Below are 21350 nucleotides of genomic sequence, written 5' to 3'. Positions count from 1 at the left end.
TGGAGCTGCGTCCAGCGGGTGCTTCGGTCGTTCAGTTGGTCGATCAGTTGGTCGATCAGTTGTAGGAGAACTCGTTGACGAGCCAGTAGCCCGACGTGCCGTCGAGGTTCCACGTGCAGGTGTAGGTCTCGCCGGAGTCGGCGATGTAGAGCTCACCGGTCAGCACGGCGGTGGTGCCGATGATCGTCGGGTCGTCGAAGGTGTATTCCGCGCTCGACATGTCGGGGGCGTCCGGCAGCGTCTCGCAGCCCGACCCGTACTCGTTCTGGTACCAGGTCGTGGTCGAGTAGCTCTCCATCAGGCTGCAGTTGCCCTCGATGTAGGCGTCGGTGAACTCCTCGGCCGTGGTCGTCGGCTCACCGAAGACCTCGCTGCCGGGGTCGGTCACGTCGGAGGTCTCGAAGGAGGGATCGTCCGACGGCTCGTCCGAGGCATCGCTCGAGCCACCCTCGGACGGGTCGTCGCTGCTGCTCGTCTCCGAGGAGTCGTCGCTCGCCCTGTTGTCGTCGTCTCCGTCGTCGTCACGGAGGATGAAGAACAGCGAGATGCCCGCGATCAGCACCAGGACGGCGACCGCGGCGATGATCCCGATGACGAGGCCCTTCTTGCTGCCACCACCACCAGCCGGGGGTGCGGGGAAGCCGGGCCCACCCGGCCCGCCGGGGCCGCCGGGGTAGCCGCCCCCGGGATAGCCGCCGCCGTAGCCGCCCTGGGCGGGCGGGGGCGCCACCGGGTAGCCGCCGGAGGGCTGCTGGGGTTGGGGCGGATAGCCGCCTCCACCGTACGGCGCCGGGGGCGGTCCCGCCCCCGGCGCGACCTGCGTCGCAGGCTGCTCGCCCGGCTGGCCCGGGCCCGGAAAGTTGCTCACAGGCGCAGCCTAGAGACCGGATCCGCTGGAGGTGTCACGTTCACGCAAACACGCCGTGACACCCCAGCGCCGATCCTTGCTCAGAAGTCGTAGTAGTCGCCGTAGTTGCCGCAGTCGTAGTCGGAGTCCTTGTCGTACCCCTCGATCGCGACCTTCCAGTCACCGTCCTCCTTGCACAGGAGCAGGTCACCGTCCTCCTCGCTGGTGAGGTCGTCCTTGTCGGCGCCGCAGTCCTCGGCCTTGTCCTCGTCGCCGGTGTACTCGAACGTCGCCTCGTACTCGACGATCGCCTCGTCGCCGTCCTCCTCGACGTCACCGATCTCCACGTCGTACTTGATGTCGTCGTAGTACTGCTCGAACGTGACCTCGCAGTCGTCGTCGTCCGAGACCTCGTCGTCCTTGGAGTCCTCGAACTCGTCCTCGGCCTCCTCGGCGTACTCGTCACAGTCCTTGACGTCGTAGCTCTCGAGCAGCTGCTCCTGGTAGTCCTCGGCACGGAGCTCGCACTCGGCCTTGGGGTCCTCGCCGGGCTTCTGCGCCTTGAGGTAGTCCTCGGCAACGCTTCCGGGGCCCCCGCCGAGCACCTTGAACAGCACGAAGAGGAGCAGGATCACCAGCAGCAGGGCGCCCGCGGCGCCGCCGATGATGGCGAAGAGCTTGCCCTTGCCCCCACCTGAGCCACCGGTCCCGCCGGCGCCGGGCTGCGCCCACGACGGCTGTCCCGGCTGTCCCGGCTGGCCGTAGCCCGGCTGGCCGTAGCCCGCGCCCGCCGGCTGGCCGTAGGGAGCGCCGGCCGGCTGGCCGGCAGCCGGGGCGCCGTAGCCGCCCTGGGCCGGCTGGCCGGCGGCCGGGTCGAAGTTCGCCGCACGGTTGGGCGCGAAGACGGTGGCGTCCCCGGCCGAGGGACCGGGGTCGGCGGGCGCCGACGGGGTCGACGGGGCCGCACCTCCGGCGTCACCAGGTCCGGGCTGGACGTGGTCGGTCCACTGCGTGCCGTCCCACCAGCGCTGGCCGCCCTGGCCGTCGGGATACCAACCGGGAGGGGTCGAGGGCTGGTTCGGGTCAGACATGCGTGCTCCTTGGATCGGTTCTCGAGCGGCGGAGGGCCACTCCCGGCTGGTGAGCCTAGATGAGTGCGGCGCTGCGGATCAGTAGATCCCGTCGGAGTAGTCGTCGCCGTCGTCGTTGCCGTCGGCCGACTCCCCGTCGCAGTTCTCGCTGTAGTCCTCGTCGTAGTACGGGTCCTTGACGAACCACTCGTCGTCGGCGCGGCACAGCAGCATCGTGCCGTCGGACTCATAGGTCGTGTCGCCGTCGAACGCCTCCTCGAGGAAGGTGTCGTTGTCGCCGGAGTACTCGTAGGTCTCCTGCCAGTCGACGGTGGCGGAGTCGCCGTCCTCGACCGCGTCCTCCACCGTCACGGAGTAGTCGATGTCGTCGAGGATGTCGTCGTAGGACTCGTCGTACTCCTCGATGTAGTCGTCGTTGCGCTCGTCGACGTCCTCCTGGATGTTGTCCTGGTATTCGTCGCAGTCGTCGGCGTCCGCGTCCTCGAGCTCCTCGGAGCGCTCACTCTCCTCGGCGAGCTCGCAGATGGTGCCGTAGTCGCCCTCGAAGTTGGCGTTGAGGTAGGCCTCGGCGACCTCGACGGGGCTGCGCGGGCCGTCGGCGGCGTCCTTGTCCTTGGAGCCGCCGTCGCCGTCACCGCCCAGCAGCAACGCCAGGGCGACACCGCCCCCGACGAGCAGGACCACGACCGCCACGACGATGCCGATGATCAGGCCGGTGCGCTTCTTCTTCGGCGGCGTGCCGTAGCCGCCCCCGAAGCCGCCACCCGGACCACCCGGACCACCCGGACCAGCGAAGCCACCGCCTCCGCCGTAGGGCTGCGGGGCCGGTTGCTGGGGCGGCTGGGCGGGCTGGGTGTGGGACGTCCACTGGCTGCCGTCCCACCAGCGCTGGCCGCCCTGGCCGTCGGGATACCAGCCGGGCGGCGTCGATCCGGGGTTGTCATGGGACATGGTCACTCCTGGAAGTGCTCGGGCGGCCAACCGGCCGGGTGCGCGTGGTGCGCAGGGTGATCGTGCGGGTGGTGCTGGTGGCGGTCTCGCCGGGGCCACAGCGAGAGTCCGATGAGCACCATGCCCACGGGCAGGGCCCACAGAAACCCTCGGACGTACGACGGCAGCGAGGCCCCGAGCGCGTCGAGCATCACGCGTGCCAGCTCCTGCTGCCCCGTCGCGAGGCCGTCGACGACCCGGTCCTGCACCGGATCGGCCAGCACGAGCACGAGGCCGGCAGCCGCCGCGACGCCGACGAAGCCGAACCCCAGGGTCCGCAGTCGGCCGCGCCAGCCCGTGGCGACGAGAAGGGCGAGCGCGACCAACACCGCCCAGACGACGGGCGTCCAGCTCGCCACCGCGTGCGCGGTGCGATAGGTGGGGCCGGCGTCCGCGACCTTCGCACGCGCGACCACCGGCACCTCGAGCTGGATCTCGGGCACCAGGGTCGCCGGGAGGTTGAAGTCCTCGACGACCAGCAGCAGGACCTGGGCGACGAGGGGGCTGGCGTCGACGGTCAACGATCCGTCGACGGAGGCGTCCTCGTCCTCGAGCAGACCGATCACATCGCGGTGGAGGTCCTCGTTGGCCTGCCGCCAGAAGTCCGGGAAGCCGGGGCTCTCGACGACCTCGCGGGCCGCCGTCCGGGTCAGCTCGGCGAGCGCGTCGGGGATCAGCGCGGCCGGGACGTACTGCTCGAGCGCCGCCATCGCCGAGGACGCCGAGGCGTCCGCGAGCACTCGCCGGACATCGGGGTCGTCAGCGAGCGGCGCGACCGTGTCGACGTACTCCTGCCGGTCGTCGACACGGGTGGTGAGCCAGCTCGACCCGAGCGCCACCGGCGCGAGCAGGGTGGCGAGCACGACGAGGACGAACGCCGTCAGGTTCCGCACCGGATCAGCCCTCCCGGACCCTCAGTAGATCCCGTCCTCGTAACCACCGTCGGGCGAGTCGCCGTCGCAGTTCTCGCTGTAGTCCTCGTCGTAGTAGGCGTCGTGGACCTTCCAGTCCCCGTCCTCCTTGCAGAGAAGGACCGACGACTCCTCGTCCCAGGTCTCGTCGCCCTCGAGTGCCTCGTCGAGGAAGTCGTCGTTGTCGCCGGTGTATTCGTAGGACGTCTCGTACTCGACGATGGCCTCGTCGTCGCCGTTCTCGTCGACATCCTTGATCTCGAGCTCGCGGTCGATGTCGCCCATGAGGTCGTCGTACGTCAGGTCGTACTCGTCCTCGTACTCCTCGCTGTAGTCCTCGTCCTGCTGCGCGCGGTAGTCGGCGTACTCGTCGCAGTCGTCGAACTCGTCGCCGTCCTCGTCGCCGCTCTCGAAGACGTCGTCCTGCGCGTCCTCGGTCATGAGCTCGCAGACCTTGGCGTAGTCGCTCTCCCACTCGGCGTCGAGGTAGCTCTTGGCGACCGACTCGGGGTTGTTGCCGCCGAGCACCTTGAGCAGCACGACGAGCAGGATGACCACGAGCAGGACGGCCGCGATCGAGCCACCGATGATGGCGATCAGCTTGCCGTTGCCGCCCGACCCACCCTGGCCGCCCGCTGGCTGACCGTAGCCGGGCTGGCCGTAGCCCTGCTGCCCGTAGCCGGGCTGGCCGTAGCCGGGCTGGCCGTAGCCCTGCTGCCCGTAGCCCTGCTGGCCGTAGCCGCCCTGTCCGCCCTGTCCGCCCTGTCCGCCCTGGGCGAAGACGGTGGAGTCACCAGCGGCAGGAGCGCCGCCCGCGGCCGGCTGCGTGTGCTCGGTCCACTGCGTGCCGTCCCACCAGCGCTGGCCACCCTGGCCGTCGGGGTACCAACCGGGAGGAGTGGTGGGCTGGTTGGGGTCGGACATGGAGTTCTCCTCGAGCAGGACGCGCCGAAATGAGCGCGTGGATGGGCCGCATCATGCCACGCCCGACGCTCGCACCCGGACGCCTGGTGACGGCCACCACCTCGACGGGCTCGGCGTCGATCCGGCCCGGATCAGTGGCGCGAGGCCAGTCCCGCCACGAAGTCCAGCTTGTCGAGGACCGGGTCGGGGATGACGAACGGGTAGAGGTCGTCCTTGCCCATCGACCGGTTGATCTGGTTGAGCGCCACCGACAGCGGCACCCACACCGCACGCACCAGGTCGTGGAAGAGACTGAAGGCCTGCACGTCGACGGTGACCAGACCGTGGGCCGCCGCCGTCTCGCACGTGTCGCTGATGTGCAGGTAGTGGGCGAACGTCTCGGCGAAGTCCTCGAAGGGATGCATCGTCGCGTACGTCGTGATGTGGGACGACGCCCAGTCCGGAGGCGGCCCCTCGGAGTAGTGGCGGTCGATCGCGGCCTGGTAGTCGGCCTGCTCGTCACCGAAGAGCTCACGACAGCGGGCCAGCACCTCGGGACGGTCCGGGGTGACCAGCTGCGCCTGCAGGTAGTGGCCGACCTCGTGCCGGAGATGGCCCAGCAGAGTCCGGTAGGGCTCGCCCAGCTCCTGACGGATCCGCTCCCGGCGGGCGTCGTCGGACTCGGCAAGGTCGATCGTGATCACCCCGTCCGCGTGCCCGATCACCACGTCCTCGCCGGCCGCGCCGCTGCTCGACAGCATGTCGAAGACCAGCCCCGAGACGTCGAAGCCGAAGTGGTCGAGCTCGACCACCAGGTGCCTCTTGGCCGCCTCCGCGGCCGGGAACTGCGAGGTCCCCTCGAGATCGTCGTCCGCCGGTCGGGTGCGGGTCAGGTCGCAGGCCTCGCACTGGCCGCCGTCGATCGGCGCCAGCCAGGTGCACCCCGAGAGGTTGAGGTTGCGGCACACGTGCCAGACCAGCCCCGCCGCATCGACGTAGGAGCCCTGGTCGTCGACGGGCACGATGTCGCGCTCACCGCGCGAGAAGCCGAGGGCCGTGCCGCACGCGACGCACACGGAGTTCTCGAAGAACAGCGGATTGCCGCAGGCACGGCAGGAGAAGGAACGCACGGCCCGAGACCAGGTCGCGTCGCCGTCAGAGGGTGACCAGGAGGACGAGCACGGCGAACGCGACGAGCGCGAACGTCGTGATCAAGCCCATCACCAGGCCGATGGTCCGCGGCTGGGTCGCCGGCGGAGGCGGCAGCCCGGGCCCGCCGAAGCCCTGCGGCGCGCCGTAGCCCTGCGGGGCACCGTAGGGCGCGGGAGCGCCGGCGGGGGCGGGCGCTCCGCCGCCGAGATAGGCCGGCGGCGGGGCCTGTCCGGGCTGGCCGTAGCCCGGTTGCGGCTGGCCGGGATAGCCCTGCTGGGGCGGGACACCGTACGGCGGCTGGCTCATGCAAACCACCCTAGGAGGGAACGGGAGCGACGTCGACCGAAACGGCGAGGGTCGAGGTGGTGGCCTCGGTGAAGATGACGCCCTTGAGCGGCGGTACGTCGCCGTAGTCGCGGCCCCAGGCGAGCGTCACGTAGCGCTCGTTCTGCCACTGGTCGTTGGTCGGGTCGAGCGCCAGCCAGTCGTCGCCACCCAGCCACACCTGGACCCACGCGTGCGACGCGTCCGCGCCGACGACCCGCTCCTTGCCCGGCGGCGGCTCGGTGGCGAGGTAGCCGCTGACGTAGCGCGCCGCGAGCCCGTGGCTGCGCAGCGCCGCGAGGGTGAGGTGCGCGAAGTCCTGGCAGACGCCGGCCCGCTTGGCCAGGATCTCGGCGACGGTCGACGTGACGGTGGTGGCCGTGGCGTCGTAGTCGAACTCCGCGTGGATGCGGTGCATCAGGTCGGTGACGGCCTCGCCGATCGGGCGACCGGGCACGAGCGAGGCGGCGGCGTAGTCCCGCACGCCGACGTGGAGCGGCACCCCGGCGCTCGGCAGCGCGAAGTCGGCCGCCTGCCAGGCGCCCGGGAGGTCGCGCCGGACGAGCGGGCGGAGCTCCTCCCAGGGCCGCGCGAGGGCCGCTTCGTCAACGACCGGCACCGACACCGTCACGTCCCCGCCGCCGACGACGAGGAGCTCGGTGTGTGGGGAGGTCACCTGGAAGTAGAGGACGCTGTTGCCGTAGTAGTCCGTGTCGCTGTTGACGTCGCTGGGCGCGGGCGTGACGGTGACGTCGTAGGACCCGACCTGCTGCCAGGGCAGGCTGCGCGGGAGCAGGTGGCCGACCCCGAGGCTGTCGGTGACGTCGTCGTCGTAGGTGTAGGTCGTGCGGTGCTCGACCCGGTAGCGCGTGCTGGCCGTCTCCGTCACACCGTCACCTCCTCGCGCACGGGGAGCGCGCCGAAGCTGCGCGGGCGCGGGCCGGTGGCGAAGTGCAGCTCGCCGACGGCGACGGCGAGCCGCTCCAGCTGGACCTGGACGCTGTCGAGGAAGGCCGCCAGGTGCGGGCGCCGGACGCCGCCGATCGCCACGAGCGCCGACACGTCGATCCCGGACAGCTCGGCCACCAGATCGTCCAGCAGGCGCTCGGGGCGGGTCGACCCGGTCGACGCCGGCAGTGCCGCGAGGTGGTCGCGGAGCTGGTCGAGGCTGAAGGCCAGCGAGCGCGGGTTCTCCGGGTCGCGGAGCAGCAGGTCCAGGACGCCGGCCGGACGGACGTAGTCGCGGTAGCGCCGGCGATGGGTCACCGAGCTCTCGGCTGCCGTCAGCACGGCGGACAGCACCTCCCGATCGACGTCGATCCCGCGCCGCTCGACGGTGAGGCGCAGCAGGTGGGTGATCTGCAGGCCCCGCTCGAGATGGCGGCCCACGACGCCGATGTGCCACCCCGCATCCCGGATCATGCTGGCGGTGACGCCCTGCAGCGCGAGCACACCCGTGAGCATCCGGCCGGCGGACTCGGCGATCTGGTGGCTGTGGCGGGAGCCCTCCAGCACGGCGGTCGCGCGCTCGACGCTGCCCATGGCGCGCCAGGCGTCCAGCGACATCTGGTCCCGCACGCCGGTGAGCGCGTCACGCAGCGAGGCGAGGGCGTGGGCGGCCGAGCCGACCCGGTCCTCGTCGAGGAGGATCGAGCGCAGGTCCTCGTCATCGTCGTCGTGCTGCCGGCCGGTGAGCCGGTGCACCGCGTCCATCATCACCTCGAGGCTGACGCCTCCCGTCGTGCGCGGTCGGGTGCGGTAGTCGGCGACGAGCACGTGGACCACGAGCACCAGTCGCAGCAGGTCCTCGGCGCGCTCGGCGTAGCGGCCCATCCAGAACATGTCGTCGAGGACGCGCGGCACGGTCGCCGGCAGCGACCGGACAGCGGTCATCGGCATCACGTCGGCCAGCCCCTGGTCGGCCTCGGCGGTCTCCTCCTTGAGGACCCACACGTCCTTGCTGGCCACCGAGCGGCCGCCGTCGCGGACGCTGGCCAGCCCGCCCATCAGCGGCCGATAGGCCGAGCCGTAGCGCAGGGTGAAGGTGCGCACCGCGATCGCGGACGCCCGTGCGGACGCGCCACCCCACGACGGCGCCTGCGACAGCGCCAGCGGCGCCTGCCCCACGAACAGCCACGGGCGCGCGAGCACCGTCAGCCGGATCCGCTCCGGGGAGGCCCCGGCGAGGGTCAGGTCGGAGCCGTCGATGGTGCGCACGGTCAGCTCGTCGAGATGGGAGAGGACGTGGTCGAGCCCGTCGGGGTCGCCGCACCACCACGTCGACTGCGAGGGCAGCCGCAGCGCCTCACCGAGCAGGTGCTCGCTGGCGGCGGGCAGGTAGGGCAGCAGTCCCGGGTTCTCCAGGACACCCGCACCGAGACCGTTGACGACCCTGACCCGCCCCCGCCGCACGGCCTCCGCGATCCCGGCGACGCCGAGCTGGGAGTCGCCGCGCAGCTCGAGCGGATCGCTCCAGTCGGCATCGAGGCGGCGCAGGATGACGTCGACCCGCTCGAGACGCCGCGGCGTGCGCATCAGCACCCAGCCGTCACGCACGGTCAGGTCGCTGCCCTGGACGAGCGGGAAGCCGAGGTTCGTGGCGATCGCGGCCTGGTCGTAGTAGGTCTCGGAGTGCGATCCCGGGCTCAGCACCACGACCCGTGGGTCGGGCAGGTCGCCGGTCGCCGACTGCAGGAGCGCGGACCGCAGCGCCCAGAGGTACGGCGCCATCCGGTGCAGGTCGGCCTCGCGATGGAGCTCGGGCATCACGCGACTGAGAACCCGCCGGTTCTCCAGCGCATAGCCCAGTCCGGACGGCGCCTGCGTGCGGTCACCGAGGACGTGCCACGCCCCGTCGGCGTCCCGGCCCAGATCGGTCGCGGACAGCACCAGCGGCCGGGGATCGGTGACGGACGGGCGCGCCACGATCCGGGTGAAGCCACGATGTGCCAGCACTACGGGCGCGGGGATGATGCCCTCGGCCAGCAGGGTCTGGTCGCCGTACAGATCGGCGAGGACGGCGTTGAGCAGCTCCGCCCGCTGCGCCAGGCCGACCTCGAGCTGCTTCCACGACGCTGCGTCGACGAGCACCGGCACCGGATCGAGCCGCCAGCGGGTCGGCCGCTCCCCCGGGCGGGAGATCGTGACGCCGTCGTCCTCGAGGAAGCGGTCGATCTCCGCCGCGACCCGGCGCATGTCGTCGGCGTCGATGTTGGCGACGACCTCCGCCAGCCGCTTCCACGGCGCACGCAGTGACCCGTCCGGCCCGATCACCTCGTCGAAGCGCGGCGGTCCGTCGGGCGTCAGCTGCGACAGGGTCGGCTGGTTGAGGCCCGCGGCGTAGTCGCGGAGCAGGGTCACGGAAGAGCGCTCCGCGGAGGACGAGCGACCCGACGCAGGTCCAGGGTGTGCGGGTATTCGTCGGACGCGACCTGGCGTGCCTGTCGGCGCAGCGCGGCGGTGTCGAAACGGCCCGCCGTGTGACGACCGGTCTCGAAGCGGGCGGCGCGGCGGGCCTCGGCCTCGTTGGCGTTGACCGGCGGGTGGTCGTAGTTGCGGCCGCCCGGGTGCACCACGTGATAGGTCGCGCCACCGAGGCTGGTCCCGGCGTCGAGGTCGACGACGTCGAAGGTCAGCGGCGAGTCGACCGGGATCGACGGATGGAGCGCCGACCACGGCTGCCAGGCCTTGTAGCGGACCCCGCCGTAGAACGCGTCGCCCGGCAGGCCCGCGGCGACGACCCGGCCACCGGGGACACCGGTCGCCTGCGCGTCGATGCGGGTCAGGGGCACGGGGACACCCTGACACGTGAGGAGGTGACGGCCCGGGTCGATCCCACGGACGGTCACCTGGATGCGCTCGACCGACGAGTCGACGTAGCGCGCGGTGCCGCCGCCGGTCGCCTCCTCCCCGAGGACGTGCCACGGCTCGACGCCCTGACGCAGCTCGAGGTGGATCGGCGCGCCCGCGGCGGCGGTGAGGTCGGCGAACCCGATGCGGGGGAAGCGGAACTCGGTGAACGGCGCGAGCCAGGCCGGGTCGAAGTCGATCCCGGCATCGGCGAGGTCGGTGACGACCTGGTTGATGTCGGCGACCGCACCGTGGGGCAGGAGGAAGTCCTCGTGCAGCCGGGTGCCCCAGCGCACGAGCGGCGCCGTCGTCGGGTCGATCGGACGGTCCCAGAACATCGCGACGAGGCTGCGGACCAACAGCGCCTGCACCAGCGCCATCTGCGGGTGGGGCGGCATCTCGAAGCCACGCAGCTCGAGCAGGCCGAGGCGGCCGCGCGTCGAGTCGGGGCTGTAGAGCTTGTCGATACAGAACTCCGCCCGGTGGGTGTTGCCGGTGAGATCGGTGAGGAGGTGCCGCAGCGCCCGGTCGACCAGCCACGGCCGGGGCTCGTGGCCGTCGGTCTCCGCGTCGGCGACCAACCGGAGCACCTCGGCGCAGGCGATCTCCATCTCATAGACCGCCTCGGGCCGCCCCTCGTCGAAGCGCGGCGCCTGGCTGGTCGGCCCGATGAAGCGTCCGGAGAAGAGGTAGGACAGCGAGGGATGCCGCTGCCAGTAGGTGATCAGGCTGACGAGCAGGTCCGGACGGCGCAGCAGCGGGCTGTCGACCGGCTGGTGCCCCCCGAGGGTGAGGTGGTTGCCGCCGCCGGTGCCGGTGTGCAGGCCGTCGAGGTCGAACTTCTCGGTCGTGAGCTGGGCGAGCCGGGCCTGCGAGTAGAGCGTCTGCGTCAGGTCCCGCTGCTCGGCCCAGGTGCGGGTCGGCTGCACGTTGACCTCGATGACCCCGGGGTCGGGCGTCACGGAGAGCTGGACCAGGCGGGGGTCCGGCGGCGGCTGGTAGCCCTCGAGCACGACCGGCACGCCGACAGCGGAGGCCGCGGTCTCCACGAGGTGGACGAGGTCCGCGTAGTCCTCGAGCCGGGTGGTCGGCGGCAGGAACACGTGGACGTGCCCGTCGCGGCTCTCGAAGGCGAGCGCGGTCCGGTCGGCTCCCTCGGGCGCGGTCAGCGCCACCGAGGGCAGGCCCGGCTCGAGGGGTGCGCCCGCCTCGAGGTACGACGGCTGCGCCGGCGACTCGGGATCGACCCAGTCGACCGAGGACAGCGGCAGCCGCAGGCCGACCGCGCTCGTGCCGGGCGTCAGCACCAGCCGGCCGCGCCGGAACTGCCACACCGGACTGGTCCAGCCCGTCTCGCCGGTCGTCAGTGGCAGCACCCATCCGGTGGGCTCGACGACGTCGGCGTCGAGCCTGGCGACGAGGTCCTCGGTCGCGTCGTCCTCGCGGGCGGTCGGACGGTCGCCGTAGGGCTGCGCGACGTGGTCGGCGAGCGCGGCGAACGGGTCCTCGAAGGCGGGGCGCAGCTGCTGGGCGGAGAGCCGCAGCAGCCGGACGACCTCGAGGCCGAGGCGCTCGGCGTCGCGTCGGGTGGCCGTGCCCGGCGACCACGGGTCGGCGAACAGCGCGGGATCGGTCCACAGCGGCTCGCCGTCGGCTCGCCGCTGCAGCGCGATCGACCAGCGCGGCAGCGGCTCGCCGGGATACCACTTGCCCTGACCGCGGTGCACGACGCCGCCGTGCGCGTGGAGCTCCTGGAGACGAGCGGCGAGATCGCCCGCCAGCTGCCGCTTGACCGGCCCGTCGGCGTCGGTGCTCCACTCCGGCGTCGAGGCGTCGGCCATCGCGACGAAGGTCGGCTCGCCGCCCATCGTCAGCCGCACGTCGCCGGCGTCCAGGCGCCGGTCGACCGCGGCGCCGAGGGCATCGATCCGCGCCCACTGCTCGGGCGTGTAGGGCGCGGTGACCCGCGGGTCCTCGTGCACCCGCGTGACGGTGTTGCTGTAGGAGAACGTGACCTCGACCGGGTCCGTGGCGCCCTCGATCGGCGCCGCGGAGCTCGGGTGCGGGGTCGCCGACAGCGGGATGTGCCCTTCCCCCGCGAAGAGGGCGCTGGTCGGGTCCATGCCGACCCAGCCGGCACCGGGCAGGAACACCTCGGTCCAGGCATGGAGGTCGGTGAAGTCCTCCTTCGGTCCCGGCGGGCCGTCCAGCCCCTCGGTCGCGTAGGCGTCGGGAGCGAGCTGCACGAGGTAGCCGGAGACGAACCGGGCGGCCAGACCGTACTGCCGCAGCAGGCTGACCAGCAGCCAGGCCGAGTCGCGGCACGAGCCGATGCCGATCTCCAGCGTCTGGTCCGGCGACTGCACGCCGGGCTCCATCCGCACCGAGTAGGCGACGTCGCGGTGGACGGCGGCGTTGAGGTCGGCCAGGAACTGGACCGTCGGCACCCCGTCGTCCGGCAGCTCCGGGAGGGCGTCCTTCCATGCGGTCGCCCGGGCCGAGTCCGGCACGTCACGCAGGTACGGCGCCAGGTCGGCCGCCACGTCGGGCGCGTAGTCGAACGGGTACCGCTCGGCCTGCTCCTCGATGAAGAAGTCGAACGGGTTGATCACCATCATGTCGGCGACGAGACCGACGGTGATGTCGAGCGTGCTCACCTTCTCCGGGAAGACCAGGCGGGCCAGCCAGTTGCCGAACGGGTCCTGCTGCCAGTTCACGAAGTGTCCGGCCGGCTCCACCTTCAGCGAGTAGGCCTCGATCGGTGTGCGGCAGTGGGGCGCGGGCCGCAACCGCACGACGTGCGGCCCGACCGCGACCGGGTGCGCGAAGTCGTACGTCGTGCGGTGCTCGAGTGCGACCTTGATCGACATGGTCGCCAGCCTAGGCAGCAGGGACAGCCTTCGTGTTTCGGCGAGGTGACGGCGGTGCTCGGTTGCCTACATCTCACCGTCGACGGCGTCGACCAACCAGCGCCCGTCGACCTGGATGAGCGTGAAGGTGGTCGGGACCGTGGTGCCCATGAAACCGAGATCGACCGGCACGGTGGCCTCGTCCCGCGCCGCGTTGTAGACCGGCTCCCCCGCTTCGATGGTGAAGTCGGAGGGGTCGAAGCCCTCGGTCGGGGCGTCGGTGGGGTCGCACTCGCCCTCACGCGCCTTGAACTCCTCGGTCACCAGGTCGTTGGCGGTGGCACAGTCGCTGTTGAGGGTCGACTGGTAGAGGGCCTCGGCGACCGACGCAGGGTCGTTGGGCACGCTGGCAGCGGTGCTGCCACCGCTCGGCGCGCCCGTGGAGCCACCGGTCGGGTCGTCCGTGGTGGAGGAGGACGGAGGCGGCGGGAGGTCCAGGCTCGGGGTCCAGTCGGCCACCAGCCACTCACCGTCGACGGCCTCGAGGGTGAAGTCGTAGCTCTGGGTGACGGCGGACTCGGTGAAGTCGACCGGCACGGTCGCGGTGTCGCCGTCGACCTCCGCGTCCCCGACCTCGGTCTCGACGTCGCCGGACGAGAGGAACTCGAACTCCTCGGAGGAGCAGGGATCCCCCGCCTGCGCGTCCGTGGTCAGGTAGGCCTGCGCAGCGTCGCAGTCGCCCGCCTCGGCCTCGTCGAGGAGCGCCTCGACGACGTCGGCGGGATCGCCCGCAGCGCCACCACTGCCGCTGGCGCTGGGCTCGGCGCTCGAGCTGCCCTTGTCGCGGCCGTCCTTGTCGTTCTTGTCGTCGTCACCGGTCAGGAGCAGCACCAGGCCGACCGCGAGGCCCACCAGCAGCACCACACCCACGACGGCCAGCGTGATCCACAGGCCCTTGCGCGAGCCACCGGAGCCCGACGGCCCGCCCGGGGGCGGGAAGCCGGGAGGGGCGCCCGGCGGCGGGAAGCCAGGAGGGCCGCCCGGGGGCGGGAAGGCCGGCGGCGGGCCCGACGGAGGGCCGGACGGAGGGCCGGACGGGGGAACGGCGCCGTAGCTGGGCGGGTCGAAGTTGCTCATGGCCTCATCTGCTCCAGTTGGTCCTCAGCCCACTCGTCCCAGCCGGCCGAGTCGGTCGGGAACTGCGCGGGGAAATTGTCGGTCGGAAAGCCGGTCGGCAGGCCCGCCTCCTCCGTCACCGTCGGGAAGTCCGAGGAGTCGATGGTGGGCAGGTCCGCCAGCTCGTCGCTGGCGTCGCCGCTGGCGCCGGTGGACGGGGTCGGCGCGTCGTTGATCGATGCCTGGTCCGACGGGGACGAGGTCTCACCGTTGTCCGGGCCCGCCGTCCGGTCACTGGCCCGCTGCGCGAGCAGGATCGCGCCCGCGACCACGGCGGCCACGAGGACGAGGACGCCGAGCACGGCAAGGATCGAGCGCGGCTGGCTCTGGGGGGTGTCGGACACCGATGGCTCCTCAGCGCGGACGGGGGACGTGGCTCAACCTATCCCGCCGCACCGCGCCCCAATCCTGGGCGGTCGCCGTCGTCGGGCCGCGAGGTGGCGGCGGCCCACCCGTCAACCGATGGGACGGCCCGCCGTCGCCGCGACCGCGCGGCACAATGAGCACATGTCGGCAACGCTAGCGCCGGGCAACCACCCGCGGTTCGCCTCCGTCGCCGTCGAGCACGCGTCGACCGCGAGCAGGGTGGCCGCCGAGCTGCGGCGCGCAGTCTTCGAGGGCGAGCTGGAGAGCGGCACCCCGCTGCGCGAGATCGCGCTGGCCGAGTCGCTCGGCGTCTCGCGCCCGACCGTCCGCGAGGCGCTGACCGTGCTGGTGGCGGAGGGCCTGGCCACCCGTGAGCCCCACCGCGGCGTGAGCGTCGCGACCCCGCGGGCCGACTCGGTCCGCGACGTGTGCCGCGCGCGCTGGGTCCTCGAGGGGGCCGGCGTTCGGGCCTGGACCACCGCTGACGACGTACGACGACAGCGGGTGCGCGACACCCTCGACGCCTACACCGGTGCGGTCCGCGGTGGCACCGCGTCCTACGAGGAGCTGAACGAGCGCCACCTCGCCTTCCACGTCTCCCTCGTCGAGCTCACCGGCAGCGTCCGCCTGACCCAGATGGCCGAGGCACTGATGGACGAGCTCAAGCTCGCCCTCGCCCAGGTCGACCGGCTCAACCGCAACGCGCACGACGAGGCCGAGTCGCACGAGGGCCTGGTCGCCCTGCTGGAGGCCGGACGTCTCGACGGCCCCGGTGGCGCTCACGACTTCCTGCGCGGGCACATCGCCGACGCCGAGATCGAGATCATCGAGGCCCTGCAGCTCGAGTGACACACTGACGCCATGCTGGCCTTCGTCTCCCGTTGGGGCATCACCGCCGCCGCCCTCGCCGTCGCCGCCTGGATCATGGACGGCATCTGGTTCGAGGGCGCCCGCCACGGGCGTGCGGAGATCGAGGACAAGATCGTGCCGCTGCTGATCGTCGCGCTGATCTCCTGCGCGATCACGGCGTTCGTCAAGCCGGTGCTCACGATCCTGTCGATCCCGTTCATCCTCCTCACCCTCGGGCTCTTCCTGATCGTGCTCAACGCGCTGCTGCTCCAGCTGACGGCCTGGCTGGCCGACCTCGTCGACCTCGGCTTCCACGTCACCGGCTTCTGGCCTGCGGTCGGCGGGGCGATCATCATCAGCGTCACGACGTGGTTCCTCGACGCGTTCGTCGGCGTCGAGGAGGACTGAGGATGACGGAGGCGCCACCTCCGCTGGAGGCCGGGCGCTACCGCGTGGCGCTGATCTGTCTCGGCAACATCTGCCGCTCCCCCACCGCCGACGTCGTCCTCACCGACCGTCTCGCGGCTGCCGGTCTGGGTGAGGTCGTGGAGGTCGTCAGTGCCGGCACCGGCGACTGGCACGTCGGCGAGGCGATGGACCGGCGCTCCGCCGCACTGCTGACGCGAGAGGGCTACGACCCCACCCGCCACCGGGCCCAGCAGGTGCGCACCGACTGGTTGGCGAACGTCGACCTGCTCCTGGAGATGGACCGCCAGAACCTCGCCGACCTCCAGGCGCTCGGTCCCGCGACGCCCGAGCGCCTCCGGCTCTTCCGCGACTTCGACCCTGAGGGGACGGGCGAGGACGTGCCCGACCCCTGGCACGGCGGCGAGTCCGGCTTCGTCGACGTCCTGACGATGGTCGAGCGCACCGCCGACCAGCTCGTCGAGCGACTCCGGTCCGTCGTCGGAACCTGACAAGGATCCGCTGCGGACTTTGGTGTCACCGGGATGGAACTCAGTCTCATTTGCGCCTAGATTGACCGCGGGCCGCCCCCATCGGGCCCATCCGAGCCGGACGAGACGAGGGAGCAGGACATGACGGACATCCAGCGGGTCGGCGTGATCGGCGGCGGACTGATGGGCTCGGGCATCGCCGAGGTCAGCGCGCGGGCAGGCAAGGACGTCATCGTGGTCGAGTCGTCCGCGGCCGCCGTCGACGCGGCCCGCAACCGCCTGGAGGCCTCGCTCAAGCGAGCCGAGAGCCGCGGCAAGATCGAGTCCGCGGACGCCGTACTCGAGCGCATCCAGGTGGTCGTCGACCTCGATGTCCTCGCCGACCGACAGCTGGTCATCGAGGCCATCATCGAGGACGAGGCCGCGAAGACCGAGCTCTTCCGCCGCCTCGACGCCATCGTGACCGACCCCGACGCGATCCTCGCGTCCAACACCTCCTCGATCCCGATCATGAAGCTCGCGGTCGCCACCCAGCGGCCTACCCACGTGCTCGGCGTGCACTTCTTCAACCCGGTGCCCGTGCTCAAGCTGGTCGAGCTGGTCCCGTCCCTGATGACCGCCGAGTCCACCACCGAGCGCGCGCGGACGTTCGTGCAGGACGACCTCGGCAAGAACGCGATCGACTGCCAGGACCGCGCCGGCTTCGTCGTCAACGCGCTGCTGATCCCCTTCATCCTCTCGGCGATCCGGATGCTCGAGTCGGGCTTCGCCACGGCCGAGGACATCGACCAGGGCTTCGTGCTCGGAGCCGCCCACCCGCAGGGCCCGCTCGCACTGGCCGACCTGATCGGCCTCGACACCACCCGCGCGATCGCCGAGTCGCTCTACGAGGAGTTCAAGGAGCCGCTCTACACCGCGCCGCCGCTGCTCAACCGCATGGTCGAGGCCGGCCTGCTCGGCCGCAAGACCGGGCGCGGCTTCTACACCTACTGATCACCGCCCCGCCCGTTCGTCGAGGGCTTGCGCAGCAAGCGTCTCGAGACGCCGGTACGTGATGCAGGGTCCGTCCGGTCGGGTGGGTGGCGGGTCGGCGCCTGCGGCGCCTCCCGGGTCAACCCCCGGCGGCGCAGAGCGGGGACCCCGCCCTCGGCCACTGTCCCGGGCCCCTGATCCAGCTTCCCGCCGAGGGCACCCCGATGCGCCGGCGGGGGTTGTCCCGTCCGGCACCGCAGGCGCCGACCCACTCCAGTCCCGCCCGTCAGGCACAGCGGTCTCGAGACGGCCGTGGCCGGCCTCCTCGACCAACGGGAGCACGCCGGCCTTCTCGACCCACGGGCGGACGGCTACTCGGCGAAGTCGCCCGAGGCCTTCCGCAGGCGACGGAGCAGCTGGTAGGCGTCCTCCTGCTGGCGGTCGGTGAGGCCGGTGACGGCGAAGTCGATCTGCTCGACGGCGTCGGTGGCCGCGGTGACGGCGGCGAGGCCGGCCGGGGTGAGCTGGGCGAGCGTACGGCGACGGTCGGCCCCGTCGGGCACGCGTTCGACGTACCCCTGCGCCTCGAGCCGGTCGATCGCGCTCGTGACCGACGTCGGGTGCACCATCAGGCGCTCGCCGATCTTGCTGAGCGGCAGCGAGGCGCGTTGGCTGAACTTGAGCAGCACGAGCACCTCATAGCGGGAGAACGTCAACCCGAAGGGCTTGAGGGCCGCGTCGAGCGAGCCGAGCATCAGCTGCTGCACGCGCATCACCGAGGTCGCGAGCCGCATGGCGGTGGCGGGACCGAAGTGCTCCTCCCACGACTGGCCCGCGCGGTCGATCGGGTCGAACGGGAGCCGGGGCGCGGACATGCGCCGAACCCTACACCGGGAGCTCGGCCGGAATTCGTAGGACGTCCTAGCGTTTTTTAGTAGGACGTCCTACTATCGGATCACCGATCAATCGCGAGGAGACCCGCACCCGATGGCCACGACCGACCTGCACGTCCCGACCCACCCCGTCCGGCTGGTGACCGCCTCCAGCCTGTTCGACGGGCACGACGCGTCGATCAACATCATGCGGCGGATCTTCCAGGGCCAGGGCTGCGAGGTCATCCACCTGGGCCACAACCGCTCGGTGGCGGAGGTCGTCGAGGCCGCGATCGAGGAGGACGTGCAGGGCATCGCGGTGTCGTCCTACCAGGGCGGCCACGTGGAGTACTTCGAATACCTCACCCAGCTGCTGGCCGAGCGCGGAGCCGGGCACATCCGCGTGGTCGGCGGCGGCGGCGGCGTCATCGTGCACGACGAGATCGACCGGCTGCGCACCTCGGGCGTCACCATCTTCTCCCCCGAGGACGGGCAGCGGCTCGGCCTCCCGGGCATGGTCAACACCGTCGTCGCCGACTGCGACACCGACCTCTGGGAGGTCGGCGCGGTGACGGCGGAGCAGGTGGTCAGCGGTGAGCGCACGGCCCTCGCCCGGGCGATCACCGGCGCTGAGCTCGGGCGGCTCGACGAGGCGTTCCTCGGCCGGATCCGCACGGCTGCGGCCGGTCGCCACGTGCCCGTCCTCGGCATCACCGGCACGGGCGGCTCCGGCAAGTCCAGCCTGACCGACGAGCTCGTACGACGCCTGCGGGTCGACCAGCAGGACAAGGTCCGCGTCGCCGTGATCGCCGTCGACCCCACCCGCCGCAAGGGCGGCGGCGCGCTGCTCGGCGACCGGATCCGGATGAACAGCCTCGACCTGACCGGCCTCGACCGCGACCGTGTCTACTTCCGCAGCCTCGCGACCCGCGGCGCGCACGAGGTCCCCGAGCACCTGACCGACGTGCTCGACGTCGTGAAGGCTGCCGGCTTCGACCTGGTGATCGTCGAGACCCCGGGCATCGGCCAGGGCGACGCGGCGATCGTGCCGTTCGTCGACACCTCGCTCTATGTCATGACACCGGAGTTCGGCGCCGCCTCGCAGCTCGAGAAGATCGACATGCTCGACTTCGCCGACGTCGTCGCGATCAACAAGTTCGAGCGGCGTGGCGCGGCCGACGCCCTGCGCGACGTGGGCCGCCAGATGGTCCGCAACCGTGAGGCGTTCGGGCAACAGCCCTCCGACATGCCCGTCTACGGCACGTCGGCGGCCACGTTCGACGACGACGGCGTCACCGCGCTCTACCAGCACCTGCGCGACCTCCTCGTCGACAAGGGTCTCGACGCCGCCGACGGGCAGCTCGCGCCGGTCGCGGGCAAGCACTCGACGCGCATCCAGCAGGTGCTGCCGGCCGACCGGGTGCGCTACCTGGCGGAGATCACCGAGACCGTCCGCGGCTACCACGCCGAGACGGAGGCGCTCGTCGAGAAGGTCCGCCGCGCCCAGCGCTTCACCGCCGTGGCCGCCGAGCTGGCCGAGCTCGAGGACCTGCAGGCGGCCGCTGCCCGAGCCAACGACGACCTGCCGCTGGAGGTGCGCGACCAGCTCGACGCGTGGCCCGGTGTCGTGGCGTCGTACGACGAGGACACAGCGAGCAATGGGCGCGAGTCCCTCGCCGGCAACCGCGTGCCGCGCGTCGCGGTCCCGCGCTTCGACGACCAGGGCGAGCTGGTGCGCTTCTGGCGCCGGGAGAACCTGCCGGGCCACTTCCCCTTCACCGCCGGGGTCTTCCCGTTCAAGCGCGCCGACGAGGACCCGGCGCGGATGTTCGCGGGCGAGGGCGACCCGTTCCGCACCAACAAGCGCTTCAAGCTGCTCTCCGAGGGCCAGCCCGCCACCCGCCTGTCCACGGCGTTCGACTCGGTCACGCTCTATGGCCGCGACCCCGACGAGCGGCCCGACATCTACGGCAAGGTCGGCACCTCCGGCGTCTCCGTCGCGACGCTCGAGGACATGAAGGCGCTCTATGACGGCTTCGACCTGCTCGACCCGACGACGTCGGTGTCGATGACGATCAACGGGCCCGCCCCGACCGTGCTGGCGTTCTTCCTCAACACCGTGATGGACCAGGCGCTCGAGCGCGGCATCGATCCCTACGAGGCGATCAAGTCGGTGCGCGGCACCGTCCAGGCCGACATCCTCAAGGAGGACCAGGGCCAGAACACCTGCCTGTTCTCCACGGAGTTCTCGCTGCGCTGCATGGCGGACATCCAGGAGTGGTTCATCCAGCAGCAGGTGCGCAACTTCTACTCGGTCTCCATCTCCGGCTATCACATCGCCGAGGCCGGGGCGAACCCCATCAGCCAGCTGGCCTTCACGCTCGCCAACGGTTTCACGTACGTCGAGTCGTACCTCGCGCGCGGCATGGACATCGACGACTTCGCGCCCAACCTGTCGTTCTTCTTCTCCAACGGCATGGACCCGGAATACTCCGTCATCGGTCGCGTCGCACGTCGGATCTGGGCGGTGGCGATGAAGGAGCGCTACGGCGCCAACGAGCGGTCGCAGAAGCTGAAGTACCACGTGCAGACGTCGGGTCGCTCGTTGCACGCGCAGGAGATGGACTTCAACGACATCCGCACCACGCTGCAGGCACTCATCGCGATCTATGACAACGCCAACTCGCTGCACACCAACGCCTACGACGAGGCGGTCACCACGCCGTCGACCGAGTCGGTCCGCCGCGCCCTGGCGATCCAGCTGATCATCAACCGCGAGTGGGGCCTGGCGATGAACGAGAACCCGCTCCAGGGCTCCTACGTCATCGACGAGCTGACCGATCTCGTCGAGGCCGCGGTGCTGACCGAGTTCGACCGGATCTCCGAGCGCGGCGGCGTGCTCGGCGCGATGGAGACCGGCTACCAGCGCGGCCGGATCCAGGACGAGTCGATGCTCTATGAGCACAAGAAGCACGACGGCAGCCTCCCGATCATCGGCGTCAACACCTTCCGCGCCCCGGAGGCCGGCGACGGCACCCCCGACCACATCGAGCTCGCCCGCGCGACGACCACCGAGAAGGAGTCGCAGCTCGCCCGGGTCCGCGACTTCCAGGCCCGCCACGCCACCGACGGCGCCGCGGCCATCGCCCGGCTCAAGGAGGCCGCGACGAGCGGCGAGAACGTGTTCGCCGTACTCATGGACGCGGCGCGGGTCTGCACCCTGGGCCAGGTCACCGAGGCCTTCTTCGAGGTGGGCGGCCAGTACCGGAGAAATGTCTGAGGTCGATGTCGAAAGCGCCCGCG

18 protein-coding genes are annotated in these 21350 nt (G+C 71.5%); 5 read left to right on the top strand and 13 right to left on the bottom strand.

Annotated elements, in window-relative coordinates:
* Positions 1-55: 55 nt before the first annotated feature.
* From E9934_RS16540 to E9934_RS16485, 12 genes are all read right to left on the bottom strand, one after another.
* A complete protein-coding gene (locus E9934_RS16540) occupies positions 56-868 on the bottom strand; it encodes a hypothetical protein (protein ID WP_136564005.1) in 813 nt (270 codons plus the stop codon).
* Positions 869-948: 80 nt separating this feature from the next.
* Positions 949-1938: a DUF2510 domain-containing protein gene (locus E9934_RS20075; RefSeq protein WP_202977360.1), complete on the bottom strand. Its 990-nt coding sequence runs from the start codon at positions 1936-1938 to the stop codon at positions 949-951.
* Positions 1939-2016: 78 nt separating this feature from the next.
* Positions 2017-2889 carry a DUF2510 domain-containing protein gene (locus E9934_RS16530; protein WP_136564004.1) on the bottom strand — a complete coding sequence of 291 codons (873 nt, stop codon included), beginning with the start codon at positions 2887-2889 and terminating at the stop codon, positions 2017-2019.
* Positions 2890-2891: 2 nt separating this feature from the next.
* Entirely contained in the window at positions 2892-3821 is a 930-nt protein-coding gene (locus E9934_RS16525) for a hypothetical protein (protein ID WP_136564003.1), read from the bottom strand.
* Positions 3822-3842: 21 nt separating this feature from the next.
* The gene (locus E9934_RS16520; RefSeq protein WP_136564002.1) at positions 3843-4763 is read right to left on the bottom strand and encodes a DUF2510 domain-containing protein; all 921 of its coding nucleotides are present in this window, start codon (positions 4761-4763) and stop codon (positions 3843-3845) included.
* A gap of 131 nt (positions 4764-4894) precedes the next feature.
* Positions 4895-5872, bottom strand: coding sequence for a zinc-binding metallopeptidase family protein (locus E9934_RS16515; protein WP_136564001.1), 978 nt, complete (start codon positions 5870-5872; stop codon positions 4895-4897).
* 25 nt (positions 5873-5897) lie between these two features.
* Entirely contained in the window at positions 5898-6200 is a 303-nt protein-coding gene (locus E9934_RS19935) for a hypothetical protein (RefSeq protein ID WP_193556918.1), read from the bottom strand.
* Between the two features lie 10 nt (positions 6201-6210).
* The gene (locus E9934_RS16505) at positions 6211-7107 is read right to left on the bottom strand and encodes a transglutaminase family protein (protein WP_136564000.1); all 897 of its coding nucleotides are present in this window, start codon (positions 7105-7107) and stop codon (positions 6211-6213) included.
* Complete coding sequence (locus E9934_RS16500; protein ID WP_136563999.1) at positions 7104-9578, bottom strand: circularly permuted type 2 ATP-grasp protein; 2475 nt, start codon at positions 9576-9578, stop codon at positions 7104-7106. Before E9934_RS16500 ends, E9934_RS16505 begins: the two co-directional genes overlap by 4 nt.
* On the bottom strand, positions 9575-12937 hold the full coding sequence (locus E9934_RS16495; protein ID WP_136563998.1) for a transglutaminase family protein: 3363 nt from the start codon (positions 12935-12937) through the stop codon (positions 9575-9577). Before E9934_RS16495 ends, E9934_RS16500 begins: the two co-directional genes overlap by 4 nt.
* Before the next feature lie 66 nt (positions 12938-13003).
* The gene (locus tag E9934_RS16490; protein WP_158295039.1) at positions 13004-14053 is read right to left on the bottom strand and encodes a nuclear transport factor 2 family protein; all 1050 of its coding nucleotides are present in this window, start codon (positions 14051-14053) and stop codon (positions 13004-13006) included.
* Complete coding sequence (locus E9934_RS16485; RefSeq protein WP_136563996.1) at positions 14050-14436, bottom strand: hypothetical protein; 387 nt, start codon at positions 14434-14436, stop codon at positions 14050-14052. Before E9934_RS16485 ends, E9934_RS16490 begins: the two co-directional genes overlap by 4 nt.
* Positions 14437-14599: 163 nt before the next feature.
* Here E9934_RS16485 and E9934_RS16480 point away from each other — a divergent pair, with 163 nt between their 5' ends.
* From E9934_RS16480 to E9934_RS16465, 4 genes are all read left to right on the top strand, one after another.
* Entirely contained in the window at positions 14600-15307 is a 708-nt protein-coding gene (locus tag E9934_RS16480; protein ID WP_136563995.1) for a GntR family transcriptional regulator, read from the top strand.
* A 12-nt stretch (positions 15308-15319) separates the two neighbouring features.
* Positions 15320-15715, top strand: coding sequence for a phage holin family protein (locus E9934_RS16475; protein WP_136563994.1), 396 nt, complete (start codon positions 15320-15322; stop codon positions 15713-15715).
* Positions 15716-15717: 2 nt separating this feature from the next.
* The gene (locus E9934_RS16470) at positions 15718-16224 is read left to right on the top strand and encodes a low molecular weight protein-tyrosine-phosphatase (protein WP_136563993.1); all 507 of its coding nucleotides are present in this window, start codon (positions 15718-15720) and stop codon (positions 16222-16224) included.
* Between the two features lie 129 nt (positions 16225-16353).
* Positions 16354-17196 carry a 3-hydroxybutyryl-CoA dehydrogenase gene (locus tag E9934_RS16465; protein WP_275106644.1) on the top strand — a complete coding sequence of 281 codons (843 nt, stop codon included), beginning with the start codon at positions 16354-16356 and terminating at the stop codon, positions 17194-17196.
* Positions 17197-17546: 350 nt separating this feature from the next.
* Here the strand turns inward: E9934_RS16465 and E9934_RS16460 are convergent, their stop codons facing one another.
* The gene (locus E9934_RS16460; RefSeq protein WP_136563991.1) at positions 17547-18050 is read right to left on the bottom strand and encodes a MarR family winged helix-turn-helix transcriptional regulator; all 504 of its coding nucleotides are present in this window, start codon (positions 18048-18050) and stop codon (positions 17547-17549) included.
* Positions 18051-18162: 112 nt separating this feature from the next.
* On the opposite strand from E9934_RS16460, the gene icmF reads away from it, so the two are divergent.
* Positions 18163-21327: a fused isobutyryl-CoA mutase/GTPase IcmF gene (gene icmF / locus E9934_RS16455; RefSeq protein ID WP_136563990.1), complete on the top strand. Its 3165-nt coding sequence runs from the start codon at positions 18163-18165 to the stop codon at positions 21325-21327.
* Positions 21328-21350 lie beyond the last annotated feature (23 nt).

It is taken from the genome of Nocardioides caeni (assembly GCF_004912195.1).
GTDB lineage: Bacteria > Actinomycetota > Actinomycetes > Propionibacteriales > Nocardioidaceae > Nocardioides > Nocardioides caeni.
Note: the sequence above shows the minus strand (reverse complement) of the source record. Positions and strands in the feature narration are given on the sequence as shown.